Source organism: Bacillus cereus group sp. BfR-BA-01522 (assembly GCF_022662635.1).
GTDB classification, from domain to species: domain Bacteria; phylum Bacillota; class Bacilli; order Bacillales; family Bacillaceae_G; genus Bacillus_A; species Bacillus_A cytotoxicus.
Genome location: NZ_JAKUDY010000004.1, coordinates 260664 through 277389 on the forward strand (window position 1 = coordinate 260664; position 16726 = coordinate 277389).

Sequence of the window (16726 nt, forward strand, 5' to 3'; positions counted from 1 at the left end):
CAATATTTTTCCTATAGTGAGAAGGGCTATCAGCAGAACTCAATTCCCCTAACAAAAGGAAACTAAAAACTTTATTTTATACCATCATACCACTACACATCAATACTACTCTATATCCCCGCTATATTCTATGTCCATTTGTAAAAGTCGTTCCTTATATGACACTGATACGCTCTACTTATCATGTACTGCGTCGCACTCATCAATTCCTTTTCTTCAAGTAAAAAACTTTCCTTACGGTCGATTTTCCTGTCCAAGCACAAACGACTGTATCATTTCATACGGAAATTTTCAATCTTGAATATCATCTTTTTAGATTTACACTTTCAATAATAAAGCAAAAAAAAGGCTGTCTCCAAAAGGTCGCTGTTCACGACCTTTTGGCACAGCCTCTCACTTATTCTTCCCAAACTTTAACTTCTTTCATTACATCGCCTTGACGCATATTAAGTACCGTTTCCATACCGCTTGTTACTTTACCAAATACAGTATGAACGCCATCTAAATGTGGTTGTGGCTCATGAACGATAAAGAACTGGCTACCACCTGTATTACGGCCAGCGTGTGCCATAGAAAGCGATCCTACAACGTGACGGTGAGGATTACCATCTGTTTCACATGGAATTGTATAACCTGGGCCGCCTGCACCTGTTCCTGTTGGATCTCCACCCTGACTTACAAACCCAGGGATAACGCGGTGGAATGTAACACCATCGTAAAATCCTTGCATCGCTAGTTTTTTAAAGTTTTCAACTGTTGTTGGTGCTTCTTCTGGAAAAAACTCTAGTTCAATTTTCTCCCCATTTTCCATTAATATGTATCCTAAAGTTTTCATACGTATATATCTCCTTTCAAGTATCTCAGCACTATATTACCATATTCACGACCAGAAACAAAAAGAATCCGACAATATAGATACATCTTTCTTCAATTAAAGAAGAAGAAAGATGACAAATCAGAAAAATATACTATAATAACTGTGTTGCCCGTAAATTTCAGAAAAAGAAAGGGAGCGATTGTTCGTGAAAACGAAATTAGTAGCTCTGCTATTAGCTGTTATGGTCTTTATGATTCCAACAGCTTCATTTGCAGATGTAATTGAGGGAGAATCTATCGTTACATTAGGAGAAAATTTATCTGAACAACAAAAACAAGATCTTTTAAAAGAAATGAAAGCACCAAAAGATGCACAAATTATTACTGTATCTAATGCGGAAGAACATAAATTTCTAGAGGGAATTGTTCCAAAAGCCCAAATTGGTACACGGGCCATTTCCTCTTCCATGATTACGTATACAAAGCCAGGATCAGGTATCATTGTACGTGCAAAAAACATTAATTGGGTAACAGATGCAATGTATACAAATGCACTGATCACAGCAGGTGTAAAAGATGCCGAAATTCAAATTACTGCACCATTTAAAGTATCAGGAACTGCTGCATTGACAGGGCTGATGAAAGCTTACGAAACAACTTCAAAAAAAGAAATTCCAGAAGAAGTGAAAAAGGTAGCAAATGAAGAAATGGTACAAACAGCAAAACTTGGTGACAAAATCGGCGATGACAAAGCAGTTCAACTTGTTGCAAAAGTAAAAGAAGAAATTGCAAAAGAACAGCCAAAGACAACCGAAGACTTACGTTCATTAATTAAAAAAATTGCTGATCAACTTGGTATTACACTAACTGATGAACAATTAGATAGTTTAGTTTCATTATTTGATAAAATGAAAAACTTAAATATTGATTGGAATCAAGTTGGTAGCCAATTAAATAAAGCAAAAGATCATGTATCAGCTTTCTTAGGATCTGAAGAAGGACAAAGCTTTCTAGATAAAGTAAAAGACTTTTTCTCTAGTATCATCGATTTTATAAAATCATTATTTAAATAATAAGAAGCTCGTCAAATGACGAGCTTCTTCTCTTATGCAAGCAATGGTAATTTCATAATAGCTTCTTCTACTGAACGTACAATATAACTCGCTTTCTCTTTCACATACGGATGGGCATGATGAAGTGTGAATGAATGTGGCGTTACGGCGAACATCGAAATATCGTTAAAGGAGTCTCCGATACAAGCAACTTCATTCTCTTCAATCCCTAAATGATTGATTAAACGTTTCAAAGCATTCCCTTTACTGACTCCTGTCGGCATAATATCAACATAACACTTTCCAGAAATCACAACTTCAGCAACCTTATGAAATTTCTCTCTCAGCTCTCGGTCTAACCTTTCAATCTTTTTTTCTTCTCCATATATAAATAATTTTGCTGGATAAACTGTTTTACCAAATTCATCCTCAAGCGTCTCAATTTCAGTAATCTGGACTCCCATATCCTTCTCAAAATTGTGATGATGTTCATTTTTCTTTTTTGTATATCTGTTCTCTTTTGCACAGACAATATCAGCTAGTTGTTTTTCATGAATATATTGATATATTTCCTGGACAACTTTATTATCAAATTTTGATTCATGAAATATTTGTCCATCTGGTAACAACATGATAGCACCATTGAGACCGGTTATGTAATATGGAAATTCAAAGCTACCTACTACCTCGTGAATTCGATGTGTAAAACGACCTGAGGCAAAACAAATATTTGTTCCTTTATCCGCTAACCACTGAATCGCTTTTTTATCCGCTTCGTGCATATGGCTCACATTATAAACGAGTGTATCATCTAAATCACTTACAAATAATTTAATCATGCCTCTTCCCCTTTCATACACAATATCTACTCTAAGTGTACGAAAAAAATGTTGACTTTTTGTTAAAAAACAATAAATTTATCATGAAAAATAAGCAGAGAATTCTCTGCTTATTTTTGCCTGCGTATATTTTGTGGTCGGACTATACTTGGACGCACTTTTAAACTTGACATCGTTGGTCGAAGTAAAATTTTGGTTAATGCTCCCCAATCAAATGGTAAAAATGGCCATAAATATGGTGTTTGTAAACTTTTTATAGATGTTAAAAATAAAATTAATATTGTCATCCCAATGACAAACCCCATTTCATGAAATAAGCCCGTTAAAATGATGACAAATAACTTTCCAATTTTATTGCCAAGCCCTAATTCATAACTCGGTGTCGCATATGAGCCAATCATTGAGATTGCTACATATAAAATAACCTCTGGAACAAATAATCCAACATCAATTGCGATTTGCCCAATTAAAATTGCTGAAATTAAGCCGGCAGCAGATGATAACGGGGTCGGAGTATGAATGGCTGCCATTCTTAAAAATTCAAGCCCAATCTCTGCCAATAACACTTGTAATAAAATAGGTAAATGTGTCATTTTGTTCGGCCCAATGAACGCAAGTTTCTCTGGTAACAATGTTGGATCAAATACAAATACTAACCAAAATGGTAATAAAAATAAGGAAAATAGCACACCTAAGAATCGTACCCAGCGTAAAAATGTACCTACTGCTGGATTTTGCCTAAATTCTTCCGCATGTTGTAAATGATGAAAGTATGTTGTAGGTGTAATCATAACACTTGGCGATGTATCCGTAATCACTAATACATGACCTTCCAACAAATGATTGGCTGCTACGTCCGGTCTTTCTGTATATCGAATAAGCGGAAAGGGATTATAGCTTTGTTTGACCACAAATTCTTCAATTGTTTTGTCTGCCATTGTAATACCATCTACTTCAATATTGCTTAACTCTTGTTTTATAATTTTTACTAAATCTGGATTAGCAACATCTTGAACATATGTAATACAAATATCTGTTTGCGACCTATCTCCTACGCGAATAATTTCATTTCTAAGGCGTGGATCACGAATTCTCCTACGAATTAATGCTGTATTCACAACAATATTTTCAACAAATCCATCCCTAGCCCCGCGCACCACCTTTTCCGTATCCGGTTCTGTCGGAGTTCGTCCTGGATAACTGCGAACATCTATTACAAAAGCCTCTGTTTCACCTTCTACAAAAATAACAACAAGGCCGGATAATACTTGAACCATTACCTCATCCATCGTCTTGACCTTACTTACTTGTTGATGAATCAGGCGATTTTCTAAAAGTGTAACAGTATTTTCATCTGCATTTCTTATTTCATTTGTATCTACTGCTTCTTCTAGAATAGGGATAATGTAGTTTGTATCACACAATCCATTTACAAATAATACTCCAATTTCTTTATCGAGAATATGAAATTTACGAATTCCAACATCGAATGTTACGCCTAATCCAGCTGTTTGTTTTAAATAATTTTCATTATCACTTATGAACGAAGAAATTGGGATTTTAATTGCCTTCTCTTTCGTCATAAAAACCACTCCTTTCTAAAATGAATTGAATTGCCTTTTTCGTAATGGGAGCACCTCGCTTCCATTCATCATTTCCACACATTTTTCCGATATCTCCAATTCCAATAATGACCGGAACATTCAATTCATCTAAGCAATAAATTGTATCGCCGCTAATCCTGCCAATCTCTCCATCAGGAAGACCAAATTTATCAACGCCATACTCCGTCAATCTTCCCTCTCGATCTATGCTGACATCTACACGCGCCCATTCCCAATTATGGGTATTGGATGCCACAGCTAAAATTCCAAGAACGTCAATTTGTTTATGAGTCGCCACATATTTTAACGCCTTCTCCCCCGAACCTTCTCCAATAAATCCACTATCATCAAACATGACGAATACAGGGTCATATGGCGTTTGCATAATTAGCTCAACAATCTTTTTTCCCGTCAAGCTCGTTGGATTACTTTGCGATGCCGAAATGCACCTTCCGCCAAATTCCTTCGCTAACATCTCAATTGCTCGCTTTGCATATTCATCTCCATCTGTTACCAAAATAACCCTTCTTCTCATTTGATTTATCCTTTCGGTTTACATATAAGTGCAGTTAAAAAAGAAAACAATATTGCCGCTGAAATTCCTGCAGATATTAAGCGAAACATCCCAATTCCTATTCCTAGATAGCCATATGTTTCAGCAGTTTCCATTGCTCCATGTAATAAAGAATGGCCAAAACTTGTAATCGGAACGATTGCTCCAGCTCCTGCAAACTTTATCAATTTATCGTAAAGATCAAAACTGTCTAAAACAGCTCCTGCCACTACAAAAGTTGCCATTACATGTGCGGATGTTAGCTTTGCAAAATCCAATAAAAGCTGACCTACTACACAAATAACCCCGCCAACAAGAAATGCATATATAAAGTCCACCATTCACCCCCCTTTTACTCTTTCAAATACTACTCCATGTGCAATCGCTGGAATTGTTTCTTTTTGTTGAATCATCATTGGATTGAGTAAAGCTCCTGTTGCAATAACAAAAATCCGTTGCAAATTTCCTTTTTTCATTTCTTCCAATAAATATCCATAAGTCACAACTGCCGAACAAGCACATCCACTCCCACCTGCAAAGACTTCTTCTTGTTTTGCATCATAAATCATTAATCCGCAATCATTATATATATTTTCTAAATCATAACCTTCTTCTAATAACATTTGTTTTGCAATCGGTGCTCCTACACCCGATAAATCACCTGTGACAATTAAATCATAGTCCGCAGCACTTCTTCCTAAATCCTCAAAATGTTGTTGAATGGTATCAACCGCTGCCGGGGCCATAGCGGATCCCATATCAAAAGGATTTGCTATCCCTAAATCTTGTACTCTTCCAATCGTTGCAGCTGTTATTTTAATGTCGCTCTCTTCGGTACTAATCATAATGGAGCCAGCACCGGTAACAGTTGAAGTCGCTGTACTCGGCCGTTGTCCACCATACTCTGTCGGATAGCGGAATTGCCTTTCAGCAGTAGCGTTATGACTACTAACCGTCGCAAGTATACGCTTTGCAAATCCCCCATCAATAAAGGCTGATCCAATCGCTAACGTTTCCATCGATGTTGCACATGCACTAAACATTCCTAAAAAAGGAATTCCCATATCACGAGCGACATAATTAGCTGTCACCATTTGATTTAATAAATCCCCCGCTAAAAAAAAATCGATTTGAGAATTCATTATATTTCCTTTTTGCACCACTTTCTCAATAGAATTCTTCATCAATTTTCTTTCAGCAAGTTCCCAATTTTGTTCCCCGCAATGTAAGTCGTCATATGAAACATCAAAATATTTTCCAAGAGGACCCTTAGCTTCTTTAGGACCGACAGCTGTACCTGTTGCATTCACAAATATTTGATTTTGGAATACCCATGTTTGTTTCCCTGTCAATCTCATTTCTATCCTCCTTTAAGATATCCAAACTTTAAGTGAGTACCGAATCAAGCCAACAATATAAGCTCCTACAACGCCAAAAACAATTACACTTCCTGCTAATCGAAACATATTGGTAGCAATACCAAGGACAACTCCCTCACTGCGATGTTCCATTGCAGCACTAACCATAGAATTTGCAAACCCTGTTACAGGAACTAAAGATCCCGCACCGCTAAATTGCCCTATTTTGTCGTATATTCCAAAACCAGTTAAAATGGAAGATAATAACATTAATATTACAATGGTTATATTCCCAGCATTCTGTTCACTCAAGTGAAAATAATGTATATACATTTTCATCAAGACTTCCCCTACTGTACAAATGACTCCTCCTACAAGAAATGCCTTTACGCAATTCATCATATAGTTCGGCTTCGGATGATAATCTTTCACTTTATTTTTGTAATCGTTTTTCAACTTTTTCACTTTCTCTCACCTCCTACTTCACAAAATAAATCCAATGAAACAATGATCCGACTACTTTTCCGAGTACTAACGCTATAAGTAACAGTACGATTTTTTCATCTATTCTGATTCGCTTAGCCAGTATAGGCAAAACATTTAATACTTCTGTTAATGCCGCTGCCAACATCCCGATAAAAGTTCCGCAAAATATCCCTAATACAATAAGCCAATACTGAGATATTTGAAATGTAATATTCCTTAAACTGCACCAAGCACCTACTAACGTTCCACCAATAACCGCCCATTCAAAAACTTGAATATACTTCCAACTTTTTGTTAATTGCACTAAACGTGGAATTACACCAAGCACTGCTAAAAATGCCACATCCCCCCCACCAACTGCAAGGCCACCAGCCAGCCCTATCATAATTACGAAAGCATATTCAATCATCTGAAATTTCTTTTTTACTTTCTTGATTTTCATGAACTACAACATATTGATCGAGAGACTGTTGATACTGGAACATTTCAACTTCTAATGGACTTGGTTCTTCATTAATTCTCTTTTGAAATACATGATTGAAAAATAAAATCATCCCTAATCCAAGCCCTATCGAATATGGAATTTGAAACAAAAGCGGTTGGTTATTTCTCTCTCCCGTAACCATGTAATATAAACGGCTATGCACTTGCTGCATGCTAACATCTTCATGAAAATAAATAATTGCAAGCGCCGCTCCTACAAATAGCAAAATCCAAACAAGCACGAAAAAAATAGGATTCACCTTCTTTTTTCCATATACAATTTCAACAAGTGTTTGTCCAGGACCAAGTAAATTAATCTGTACTTGCTCTAATTTTTTCTGGATAATATCGATTACCTTCATCGCATCAATAACAACATGTGTTTTATCACGAGTTGTTATTTTATAGACAATCTCATTTCCTATCTTGCTTATTACATTAGGGTCCCCAACAATTTGAGCAATATCATGTATCTTCAATTCATACGAAGGAGACACTTGCAGGCGATTTCGCATTTTGAGATAAACTGTTTGTTCCACCTCGATTCACCTCTTTACTATCCTCGTAGTTGTAGTATGGTTTCTGAAAAATTTTCTAATACAATTTTTTTCAGAAAAAAACATCTGTACCAAAACGGTACAGATGTTTCAGAGTGTTGAAAAACAACGCTGTCAATACGATTTTTTAAAAAAACCTTTAAAAATGTCTCCTTTTCTAGAATAATAAAAAGAAAGGAGGCGTTTTCATGTTTTATAATCAAAAAAATCTTGAGATTACACAAAACCGTAAATTTTATGAAGCTATGTATGATCAAAATCATCATTTGGTTCGTATTGAAAAAGAAATGAATTGGAATATTGTTTATACATTAGTAAAACCTTTTTATCAATCTCCTGTGGGGCGTCCTTCTGTAGATCCACTCATTATCGTAAAAATTTTGTTGATTCAATATGTTGAAGGGTTCCGCTCTGTCCGTTTCACATGTAAACAAGTCAAACAAAACGCTACATATAGATGGTTTTTAGGTATTTTTCCTCATGCAAACATACCATGTCATTCTACTATTTCTAAATTCCTTACTCACCGGATACAAGGTTCTTCCATTTGGGAAGATCTTTTTGATCATATCTTACATCAAATTCAAAAGGATGGTTTTTTATCCCGTGATATCTGGATTGCGGATGAAACAGAGCTGAAGGCAAATGCAAATAAGCGAAAACGTGAAGTTTGGATACAAGAAGTAGAAGTCAAAGAAGACTTTTACACATTAGAGAAAGTGAACAAGCGAAGAATCGAAAAGGGAAAGAAACCATTCCTTCCTCGGCCGACCAAAATTGAAACAAAACGCATTCTGAAAAGTCCAACTGATCCAGATGCACGTCTCTCTGTGAAACATGATGCCAGGGGACGGTTTGCTTATTTTGAACACCGAATGGTAGATGGCTTACACAATTTTATCATTGATACACACATTACACCGGCAAATGTCCCAGGACATCGTATTTTACGAAAGCGAATCGAATGTACAAAAGAACGATTGGGATATATTCCGAAAGAAATTGCGTTAGATGCGGGCTATTATAACGCTCGACTAGCGGAAGGATTGTTTCAAAACAATTTGTTTTCCTATATTTCTTATCGTCGTTATGCAAGTAAAGAACATCCAGAGTGTAAAAAGAACCAGTTTAAACAAGTACATGAAGATTTATATGCGTGTCCCTGTGGGATTCCGTTTTCCTATAAAACGACTACAAGAAATGGATATCATGAATACAAGCCTGAAAAAGGAAGTTGTACAGGGTGCCCGTTTGCGAAAAAAACGGATCGGGTTTTACGTATCTCTGTCCACGAGGAAATCTATCATAAATTGAGGTGGCAGCGCTTGTCCGATAGAGGGAAAATTTTGCGGTTCGTGAGACCTTCGACTGTGGAACTTAGTTTTGCACAAAGTAAAGAACTCCACGGTTTCCGTTTCGCCCGTTACCGTGGAGTTCAAAAAGTAACAATCCAAGCTTTGTTGACAGCCATCATACAAAACTTGATAAAGTGGACCAAGCTACTCTCACTAAAAGAAGTTGGCCTATATTTAACTTATCAAATTTCAGATGAAATAGAAAGTGAAACTGTCACATTTTAGGTGACAGTTTCCTTGACAAGATCTTTTTTCAACAACGTGAAACATCTGCACCAAAACGGTACAGATGTTTTTGCTCACACCTTCTTGTTCTTAAAAAGGTTTGCGATACTTAATGCTAATCCGCCCCAAATCACTACAATTCCAATCACCATCATCATGATTGCTGATGCACTCATTACGAAACACCCCGATCTTTCCATTCTTTTTCAAGCTTGGCAGAATCTAAATGTATTTGCGCACTCCATTTTTTAATGCTAATCATGAATGCTACAATAATAAATGCCGCCGCCAAAGACCATCCATATGTCACAACAAACTGCGTCGGATAATCTCCGTAGTTCTTTTGAATATTTTGTATCGTGCCATCTATGAGCATGTATCCTAACATAAGTGGTGTAATAACAAGCAAACTTACCTTCCAAAATGCACCTAACTTAATATCTGATACAAAATTGGCATGATTTTGATACACCGGTAAGCGACGCAGAATTAGTCCCACTGTCGTAACTTCTGCTAAAGCAATTAAAATTAATCCAAAGTTATTTGCAAAGTAATCTACAAGATCCAAGAACATGAGCCCACCACGCGTTGCAAATACAAGCGAAACCAATACGAGAAGCGCACCCATAATTCCAATTGTTTTTTTCCGGCTTAAATTAAATTTTTCAGATACAGCTGCAAAACATACTTCCGCTAGTGAAATAAGCGACGTAATACCAGCTACCGTTAAAGAAAGAAAAAATAGCACACCAAAAAATGGTGACATCGGCAATTGATTAATAATTTGTGGAAATACAACAAATGCAAGCCCTACACCAGCACTAGCTACCTTATCAATCGATACCCCCATATTGTTTGCCATAAAACCAAGGGCAGCAAATACACCAATACCTGCTAACAATTCAAACCCTGAATTTGCAAATCCCGTTATAAAAGCATTATTTGTTGTATCAGAATTTTTCGGCAAATAACTAGAGTATGTGATCATAATTCCAAACGCTAGCGATAAACTAAAGAAGATTTGTCCATATGCAGCAAGCCATACTTTCCCATCCAAAATCCGGTTCCAATCTGGCTTAAAAAAAGCATCAAGCCCTTGCATGGCCCCTTCCATCGTCACAGCACGAACAACAATAATTAAAAACATACATACAAGTAAAGGAATGAAAATCCGATTGACAACTTCAATTCCTTTCTTAATGCCTTTAAACGCTACACCGAGTACGATAATCCAAACGAGTGCCAATGGAACTAACACTTCGGGAACAAGACCGCCAAATTGACCTGGTTTATCAGCAACATGCAAATATTCCTTAAACAAAAAAGCTTCCGTATCCTTTCCCCACGCTCCACTTATAGAGAAGTATGTATAGGAAAGCGACCATGCAATAATAACAGCATAATAGGTTGAAACAATAAAAGTAACCGCCATCTGCCACCAACCGATAAACTCTGCACGAGGATGAATGCGAAAAAACGTAAGTGGTGATGACCCACGATGCCGATGACCAAGGGCAAATTCAAAAGCCAACAATGAAATACCTGTTGTTAATAATGCAAATAAGTACGGTAAAAAAAAGGCTCCTCCTCCATTTTCATAAGCTGTATATGGAAAGCGCCATATATTCCCTAATCCAACAGCTGAACCAATTGCCGCAAATATAAAACCCGCTCTTGAGCCCCATTGTTGCCTTGATTCCATGTTTTTCTTCCCCCTTTATGACAAGTTTATACTAGGATTATATTTTAAATTTACTAAATTATCAATAAATTCTGTAAACTTTTTTATAAATCCGATTTATTTAACTCGTTCCTTTCCCTCTACATGAGCTTAGTGCGGGAGTCTCACTACCTTGAAATAACAGAAAGAAATCGGATAGATACCTACTCATCTATCCGATCTTTCATCTGCTTCAATATTTTCTTTTCCAACCTCGAAACTTGCACTTGTGAAATTCCAATTCTCTCTGCTACTTCCGATTGAGTTTGATCTTTATAATAGCGCAAATATACAATTAAGCGTTCTCGCTCATCTAGTTCTCTTATTGCTTCTTTTAAAGCAATCTTATCAAACCATTTCGTTTCCGCTTGATCCGCAATTTGATCCAAAATCGTGATTGGATCACCATCATTTTCATATACAGTTTCATGTATAGAAGATGGCGTACGACTTGCCTCTTGCGCCAGAACAACTTCTTCCGGTGTTAGTTCAAGCGCCTCTGCAACTTCATTAATGGTTGGTGCCCTTCCGTATTCTTTCGAAAGCTCATCTTTCATCTTTCGAATCTTATTACCCGTTTCTTTTAACGATCGGCTCACTTTTACTGAACCGTCATCACGTAAAAAACGTTGAATTTCACCAATAATCATTGGAACTGCGTAAGTTGAAAACTTCACATCAAAAGATAAATCAAATTTGTCTACTGATTTCAAGAGGCCAATACAGCCAATTTGAAATAAGTCGTCGGGTTCATATCCTCGATTGAGAAAACGTTGTACAACTGACCATACAAGGCGCATATTACTTTGAACAATCGTATCTCTCGCCCCTTGATCTCCATCTTGACTTTTTTGAATTAACGCTTTTAACTCGTGGTCCTTTAACTGAGGATTCTTCTTCTCATTTCTGACCTCTATGTCCATAGGCAATTCTCCTTAATTGCATAGAGCGTTACTATTTGATAAATATTTTGTCAAATGGATTGTTGTCCCGAAAGATTCGTTTGAAATAATTTCTACTTCATCCATAAAATTTTCCATGATAGTAAATCCCATTCCGGAACGCTCTAATTCAGGTTTCGTTGTAAAAAGGGGCTGCCGCGCTTCATCGAGATTAAAAATACCAACCCCTTCATCTCGAATCGTAAGTTTCACCATGGCTTCTTCCAAAATAACAGAAATGTAAACAATCCCTTCTGGATTCCCTTCATATCCATGGATAATGGCATTTGTGACCGCCTCAGATACGACTGTTTTAATTTCTGTTAATTCTTCCATTGTTGGATCTAGTTGTGCAATAAAAGCAGCCACTGTAACGCGAGCAAACGACTCATTTTGACTTAATGCTGAAAATTGAAGGTTCATTTCATTTCTCATCTACGCCACCCCCAATGTCGCAAGCGCATGCGCTTCACTTTCTTCTAAACGAACGATTTTAAATAAACCTGACATTTCAAATAAACGTTTGACAGAAGGTGAAATTGCACAAACAACCATTTCCCCTCCTAAACTTTTTACATGTTTATATCTCCCTAATATAACGCCCAATCCAGAACTATCCATAAATGATAATTCTTCTAAGTTCAATACAATATGATGGACGTTATGTGTTTCAATCTTATCGGTTACTCTCGCTCGCAACTCTTCAGCAGTATGATGGTCTAACTCGCCTGCTAATCTAACACATAAAACGTCACGCTTTACTTCTAAATGCACGGAAAGACTCACACAATTTCCTCCTTATGCTCAAACTTTACTCATTTACATAAGATTTTCGTGAATAGAAATAAGAATCCTTCCTCATGACAAAAGAAGTACTATTTCGCCATAATGTGTAGATTTTGTGCCATTATTCTACGTATTTCCTCTATTCTGATCGAATCACACAAAAGATTGACTACTATTTTGATGTTGAAAATATCCCAAAACTTCTTTTAAAAAGTTCCCACCAACTTGCTGCGTCGACATCTTCTTTTGCCACAATGGTCTGTTTTAATAACACTTCTCTATCTTTTGTAATTACAAGCGTACCAAGTGCATCCCCTTTTTTAATCGGCGCTTTCACTTTCTTTTCAGCAATAATTTCTTTCTTGATCTTGTCCATATCTTCGCCCTTTTTCATCAGAAGGGAAACATTATCAGCTGCAACTAAATCCACTTTTTCTTTTTTTCCTTTTCCTACTTGTACGGTCTGAATCTTTTCCCCGCGCTTATATAACTTCTTCGTTGTATATTGTCCAAAAGCATAATCAAGAAGCTTTGTCACTTGACTATTTCTCTCTTTCGATGTAGGCGCTCCCATTACAACAGAAATAACACGCATGCCATTTTTTTCTGCCGATGCTGTTAAACAATACTTCGCTTCTGTCGTAAATCCAGTTTTCACTCCATCTACTCCTGGGTAAAAACGAACTAATTTATTTGTATTAACAAGCCAAAACTTTTTATCCGTGTTTTCACGTAAATAATCCTCATACTTTCCGGTATATTTACGAATAAGCGGATATTTCATTAATTCTTTCGCTATAATTGCCATATCAATTGCTGTCGAATAATGATTCTTTGCAGGAAGGCCTGTTGGATTTTGAAAATGTGTATTTTTTAAACCTAGTTCCTTCGCTCTTTTATTCATCATGTTGACAAATCCTTCTTCTGACCCAGCAATATGCTCAGCAACTGCAACAGAAGCATCATTTCCTGATGCAATTGCAATACCTTTTAGCATCTCATTTACTGTCATTTCTTCACCAGGTTCAAGAAAAATTTGCGATCCTCCCATTGAAGCCGCATGCTCACTCGTTCTTACTTTATCTTCTAGCTTTAATTTTCCTTTTTCTACTTGTTCCATAATAAGTAACATTGTCATAATCTTTGTCATACTAGCAGGTGGTAATTTTTCATTTGGGTTCTTTTCAAATAAAACTTTACCTGTATCTTGCTCAATTACGATCGCTGACGAGGCTTGCTCTGCTAACTTCGGCTTTGTTTCTTCTATTGCTTTCTCCGATTTTGCAAAACTAACTGAAGTATGAGAAAGCAATAACATACAACAAACAAGTATTCCAAAAACTCGCTTCATGACTAACCCTCCATTCTATATCAAACCTATTTTTTCCAGTTTACATATGTTTCATACCATATTTTTCTATCATTTTCTGTTGACAAATTATTTTATTGTATATATTGTATTAAGTGTACTACACAAACTAGTACACTAGACACTCATCAGGAAGGAGACATTGCTCTTGCATATTCAACTTGATCCAAGAAGCAGCACTCCGATATGGGAACAAATTGTTCAAAATATAAAAGAACTCATATTAAAAAACATATTATCTCCAAACGAGAAACTCCCTTCTGTACGCGAACTCGCTTCTTTACTTATTGTGAACCCAAATACAGTGAGTAAAGCATACCAAGACTTAGAGCGACAAGGAATTATTGAAACATTACGTGGAAAAGGAACATTTGTCTCCCAATCGATTACACCAATATTAGACGAAAGGAAACTCACTATGGTTGAAAAGCAATTCCAACAATTATTATTAGAGGCTTCTTACCTTGGGATTACGAAAGAAAAAATTCATGATTGGATTGATGCTTATTATAAGGAGTTAGGAGGAAATACAAATGTTAACAGTGAAAAATGTGAAAAAAACAATTGATAATCAAGTTATTTTAGAGAATATATCTTTTACTTTATCAAAAGGAAGTATCGTTGGATTACTCGGCCGAAACGGAGTGGGGAAAACAACTTTACTTCGAATGTTAGTTGGAATTTTAAACCCTGACGAAGGAACCGTTACATATGAAAAAGTAGATGTTCATAAACAACCAGAAATCAAACAAAAAGTGGCCTATGTACCTGATTCAACGAATATTTTAAACGGATATACAGTAAAAGAAATTGTGAAGTTTTACAAAGCAGTCTATAAAGCATTTGATGAACAATATTTCTACGAACTATTAGAGCGCTTTCACTTGCCAAACAAACGGATTCGCAGTTATTCAAAAGGAATGAAAGCTTTACTAGCTATCATTTTAGCTTTTGCTTCAAAAGTTGACTATATCATTTTAGATGAACCAACAAATGGACTGGATCCTATTGTAAAAAAACAAATTTTACAATTTCTTGTTGAAGAAGTGGCAGAGAAAGAAATGACGATTTTGATTTCTACTCACCATTTAGATGAAGTTGAAAAAATTGCTGATACAATTATCATCTTAAAAAATCATACCATTTCTTCGATTACCGCATTAGATGATGCAAAAGCACGATATGCGAAAATCCAAGTTGCTTATGAGCGGTCCCTTCCTCAAAAACTAGAAAACTTAAGCAATATTAAAATATTAAATCAAACCGGAAAGGTATATACCATTTTAATAGAGGGAAACGTAGCTGCAACTCTTGAGAAATTTTATAAAGAGCAGCCACTTCTTATTGAAGAATTGGCCATGTCGCTTGAAGATATATTTGTTACGACATTTGAGGAGGATGTTTATGTTTCATAAAGCTTTATGGATGCGAAATTATAAACAAGGAAAATATGTAATCTGGCTATTTTGGCTCAGTACTTTATACATATTTCCTTATAAATATTATATACGTGCAGAACAGATAGCTAAATATTTACATTTAAAAAAATCTGATCCTTATTATATGTATTCTTTACATGGAGCTGAGCCTATACTGTTTCCGGCGCTTCTATTAATAGGATTAGCCATTCTCTTAATAGGCTGGGAACGAAACAATCAAACAATTGATTTCCTTTGGTCTATGCCCTTTAAGCGCTCACACTTATTTTTATCAAAATGGTTGCTAGGTATTGTGCATATTGTAGGTGCGCTAATCTTTAGTTGGCTTCTTATGTATATTATATACAAGAACACGATACATGCTCACTATCAATCCTTTTCACCATTTCATGTATACTTTTCTTATGTAATTATGACGCTAATTGCAATTTATACGTTTACGCTCTTTATTGGGACGATTACAGGAAATGTGATTTCACAGAGTGTTTTAAGTTGTATTATGATTATTTTTCCTTTATGTATCTTTCAGTTAGTGTTTCCTTTCTTTGCATTACATGTAAATTTATCACCAAAGGAATTTAATGATATTTATGCTAAATATGCAACGTATACAAAAAATACGAGTATAATAGCTCCTCTAGAATATTTTCATATTGAATACGACTATGATTCACAGAGAGATTCTTTTGAAGATGGATTCGGAAACAGACAAACGGGACCTACTTATCATCAAATCCCGCCCGTTTGGACACTTTTAAGCCCTGCTATCTATATACTTATTTGTCTTCCATTAGGTGTTTATTTATATAGACGTGCTCCAAACGAACATAACGGAAAAATACTCCTATATCCAAAGCTTCATAAATATTTCTTAATCTGTACTTCTCTTTGCTTTGCGCTTCTTGGTGCTGATGCTTTTGGCAGTGAATCTCCACCGTCTTACTATATGTATTTTATAGGATCTGGTCTATTAGCATATGTTATGTTACATCGACTGTTAAAACATAAACTTTCTTTATACGTAAAATAAAAAATTATTTATTAAATAGCAGTTGCTGAAAAAATGATATCATGACCAAAAATATGTTATAAATTATTTAATTCTTATATGCACGAAATAAAAAGGCATTGTTTGCGTACAAT

The 16726-nt window shown here is 35.9% G+C and carries 20 protein-coding genes; 5 read left to right on the top strand and 15 right to left on the bottom strand.

Going from position 1 to position 16726, the window contains the following annotated elements; genetic code table 11:
- Nucleotides 1-397: 397 nt before the first annotated feature.
- A complete protein-coding gene (locus MR059_RS08365) occupies nucleotides 398-835 on the bottom strand; it encodes a peptidylprolyl isomerase (RefSeq protein ID WP_012095218.1) in 438 nt (145 codons plus the stop codon).
- Between the two features lie 187 nt (nucleotides 836-1022).
- Between MR059_RS08365 and MR059_RS08370 the strand changes: the two genes are divergently transcribed.
- Nucleotides 1023-1889, top strand: a complete 867-nt coding sequence (locus MR059_RS08370) for a DUF1002 domain-containing protein (protein ID WP_012095219.1) — start codon at nucleotides 1023-1025, stop codon at nucleotides 1887-1889.
- Between the two features lie 32 nt (nucleotides 1890-1921).
- Here MR059_RS08370 and MR059_RS08375 read toward each other — a convergent pair whose 3' ends face one another.
- The 8 genes from MR059_RS08375 to MR059_RS08410 form a co-directional block, all read right to left on the bottom strand.
- Nucleotides 1922-2707: a Cof-type HAD-IIB family hydrolase gene (locus MR059_RS08375; RefSeq protein ID WP_012095220.1), complete on the bottom strand. Its 786-nt coding sequence runs from the start codon at nucleotides 2705-2707 to the stop codon at nucleotides 1922-1924.
- Nucleotides 2708-2817: 110 nt separating this feature from the next.
- The gene (locus tag MR059_RS08380) at nucleotides 2818-4290 is read right to left on the bottom strand and encodes a spore germination protein (RefSeq protein ID WP_012095221.1); all 1473 of its coding nucleotides are present in this window, start codon (nucleotides 4288-4290) and stop codon (nucleotides 2818-2820) included.
- Complete coding sequence (gene spoVAEA, locus MR059_RS08385) at nucleotides 4268-4846, bottom strand: stage V sporulation protein SpoVABEA (RefSeq protein ID WP_012095223.1); 579 nt, start codon at nucleotides 4844-4846, stop codon at nucleotides 4268-4270. Before spoVAEA ends, MR059_RS08380 begins: the two co-directional genes overlap by 23 nt.
- A gap of 5 nt (nucleotides 4847-4851) precedes the next feature.
- A complete protein-coding gene (spoVAE, locus tag MR059_RS08390; RefSeq protein WP_041810525.1) occupies nucleotides 4852-5202 on the bottom strand; it encodes a stage V sporulation protein AE in 351 nt (116 codons plus the stop codon).
- 3 nt (nucleotides 5203-5205) lie between these two features.
- Nucleotides 5206-6222 (bottom strand): stage V sporulation protein AD, encoded by a 1017-nt coding sequence (spoVAD, locus tag MR059_RS08395; RefSeq protein ID WP_242161702.1) that lies wholly within the window; start codon nucleotides 6220-6222, stop codon nucleotides 5206-5208.
- A 12-nt stretch (nucleotides 6223-6234) separates the two neighbouring features.
- Nucleotides 6235-6687 carry a stage V sporulation protein AC gene (gene spoVAC / locus MR059_RS08400; RefSeq protein WP_012095226.1) on the bottom strand — a complete coding sequence of 151 codons (453 nt, stop codon included), beginning with the start codon at nucleotides 6685-6687 and terminating at the stop codon, nucleotides 6235-6237.
- A gap of 13 nt (nucleotides 6688-6700) precedes the next feature.
- Nucleotides 6701-7117, bottom strand: coding sequence for a stage V sporulation protein AB (locus tag MR059_RS08405; protein ID WP_242161703.1), 417 nt, complete (start codon nucleotides 7115-7117; stop codon nucleotides 6701-6703).
- Nucleotides 7110-7730 carry a stage V sporulation protein AA gene (locus tag MR059_RS08410; RefSeq protein ID WP_242161704.1) on the bottom strand — a complete coding sequence of 207 codons (621 nt, stop codon included), beginning with the start codon at nucleotides 7728-7730 and terminating at the stop codon, nucleotides 7110-7112. Before MR059_RS08410 ends, MR059_RS08405 begins: the two co-directional genes overlap by 8 nt.
- 206 nt (nucleotides 7731-7936) lie before the next feature.
- On the opposite strand from MR059_RS08410, the gene MR059_RS08415 reads away from it, so the two are divergent.
- A complete protein-coding gene (locus MR059_RS08415) occupies nucleotides 7937-9328 on the top strand; it encodes an IS1182 family transposase (RefSeq protein ID WP_242161705.1) in 1392 nt (463 codons plus the stop codon).
- A gap of 74 nt (nucleotides 9329-9402) precedes the next feature.
- Here the strand turns inward: MR059_RS08415 and MR059_RS08420 are convergent, their stop codons facing one another.
- From MR059_RS08420 to MR059_RS08445, 6 genes are all read right to left on the bottom strand, one after another.
- Nucleotides 9403-9504 carry a methionine/alanine import family NSS transporter small subunit gene (locus MR059_RS08420; RefSeq protein WP_041809971.1) on the bottom strand — a complete coding sequence of 34 codons (102 nt, stop codon included), beginning with the start codon at nucleotides 9502-9504 and terminating at the stop codon, nucleotides 9403-9405.
- Complete coding sequence (locus MR059_RS08425; protein WP_242161706.1) at nucleotides 9504-11030, bottom strand: sodium-dependent transporter; 1527 nt, start codon at nucleotides 11028-11030, stop codon at nucleotides 9504-9506. The genes MR059_RS08420 and MR059_RS08425 overlap by 1 nt, the downstream gene beginning before the upstream one ends.
- Before the next feature lie 182 nt (nucleotides 11031-11212).
- Nucleotides 11213-11971 (bottom strand): RNA polymerase sporulation sigma factor SigF, encoded by a 759-nt coding sequence (gene sigF, locus MR059_RS08430; RefSeq protein ID WP_012095230.1) that lies wholly within the window; start codon nucleotides 11969-11971, stop codon nucleotides 11213-11215.
- Nucleotides 11972-11983: 12 nt separating this feature from the next.
- Nucleotides 11984-12424, bottom strand: coding sequence for an anti-sigma F factor (gene spoIIAB / locus MR059_RS08435; RefSeq protein WP_012095231.1), 441 nt, complete (start codon nucleotides 12422-12424; stop codon nucleotides 11984-11986).
- A complete protein-coding gene (gene spoIIAA / locus MR059_RS08440; RefSeq protein WP_012095232.1) occupies nucleotides 12425-12775 on the bottom strand; it encodes an anti-sigma F factor antagonist in 351 nt (116 codons plus the stop codon). It lies immediately after the preceding gene.
- 172 nt (nucleotides 12776-12947) lie between these two features.
- Complete coding sequence (locus tag MR059_RS08445; RefSeq protein ID WP_012095233.1) at nucleotides 12948-14126, bottom strand: D-alanyl-D-alanine carboxypeptidase family protein; 1179 nt, start codon at nucleotides 14124-14126, stop codon at nucleotides 12948-12950.
- Between the two features lie 166 nt (nucleotides 14127-14292).
- Here MR059_RS08445 and MR059_RS08450 point away from each other — a divergent pair, with 166 nt between their 5' ends.
- The 3 genes from MR059_RS08450 to MR059_RS08460 are packed head-to-tail and all read left to right on the top strand — an operon-like array spanning nucleotide 14293 to nucleotide 16613.
- Entirely contained in the window at nucleotides 14293-14712 is a 420-nt protein-coding gene (locus MR059_RS08450) for a GntR family transcriptional regulator (protein ID WP_012095234.1), read from the top strand.
- Nucleotides 14678-15559, top strand: a complete 882-nt coding sequence (locus MR059_RS08455) for an ABC transporter ATP-binding protein (protein ID WP_048721767.1) — start codon at nucleotides 14678-14680, stop codon at nucleotides 15557-15559. Before MR059_RS08450 ends, MR059_RS08455 begins: the two co-directional genes overlap by 35 nt.
- Nucleotides 15549-16613: an ABC transporter permease subunit gene (locus MR059_RS08460; protein ID WP_048721765.1), complete on the top strand. Its 1065-nt coding sequence runs from the start codon at nucleotides 15549-15551 to the stop codon at nucleotides 16611-16613. Before MR059_RS08455 ends, MR059_RS08460 begins: the two co-directional genes overlap by 11 nt.
- Nucleotides 16614-16726 lie beyond the last annotated feature (113 nt).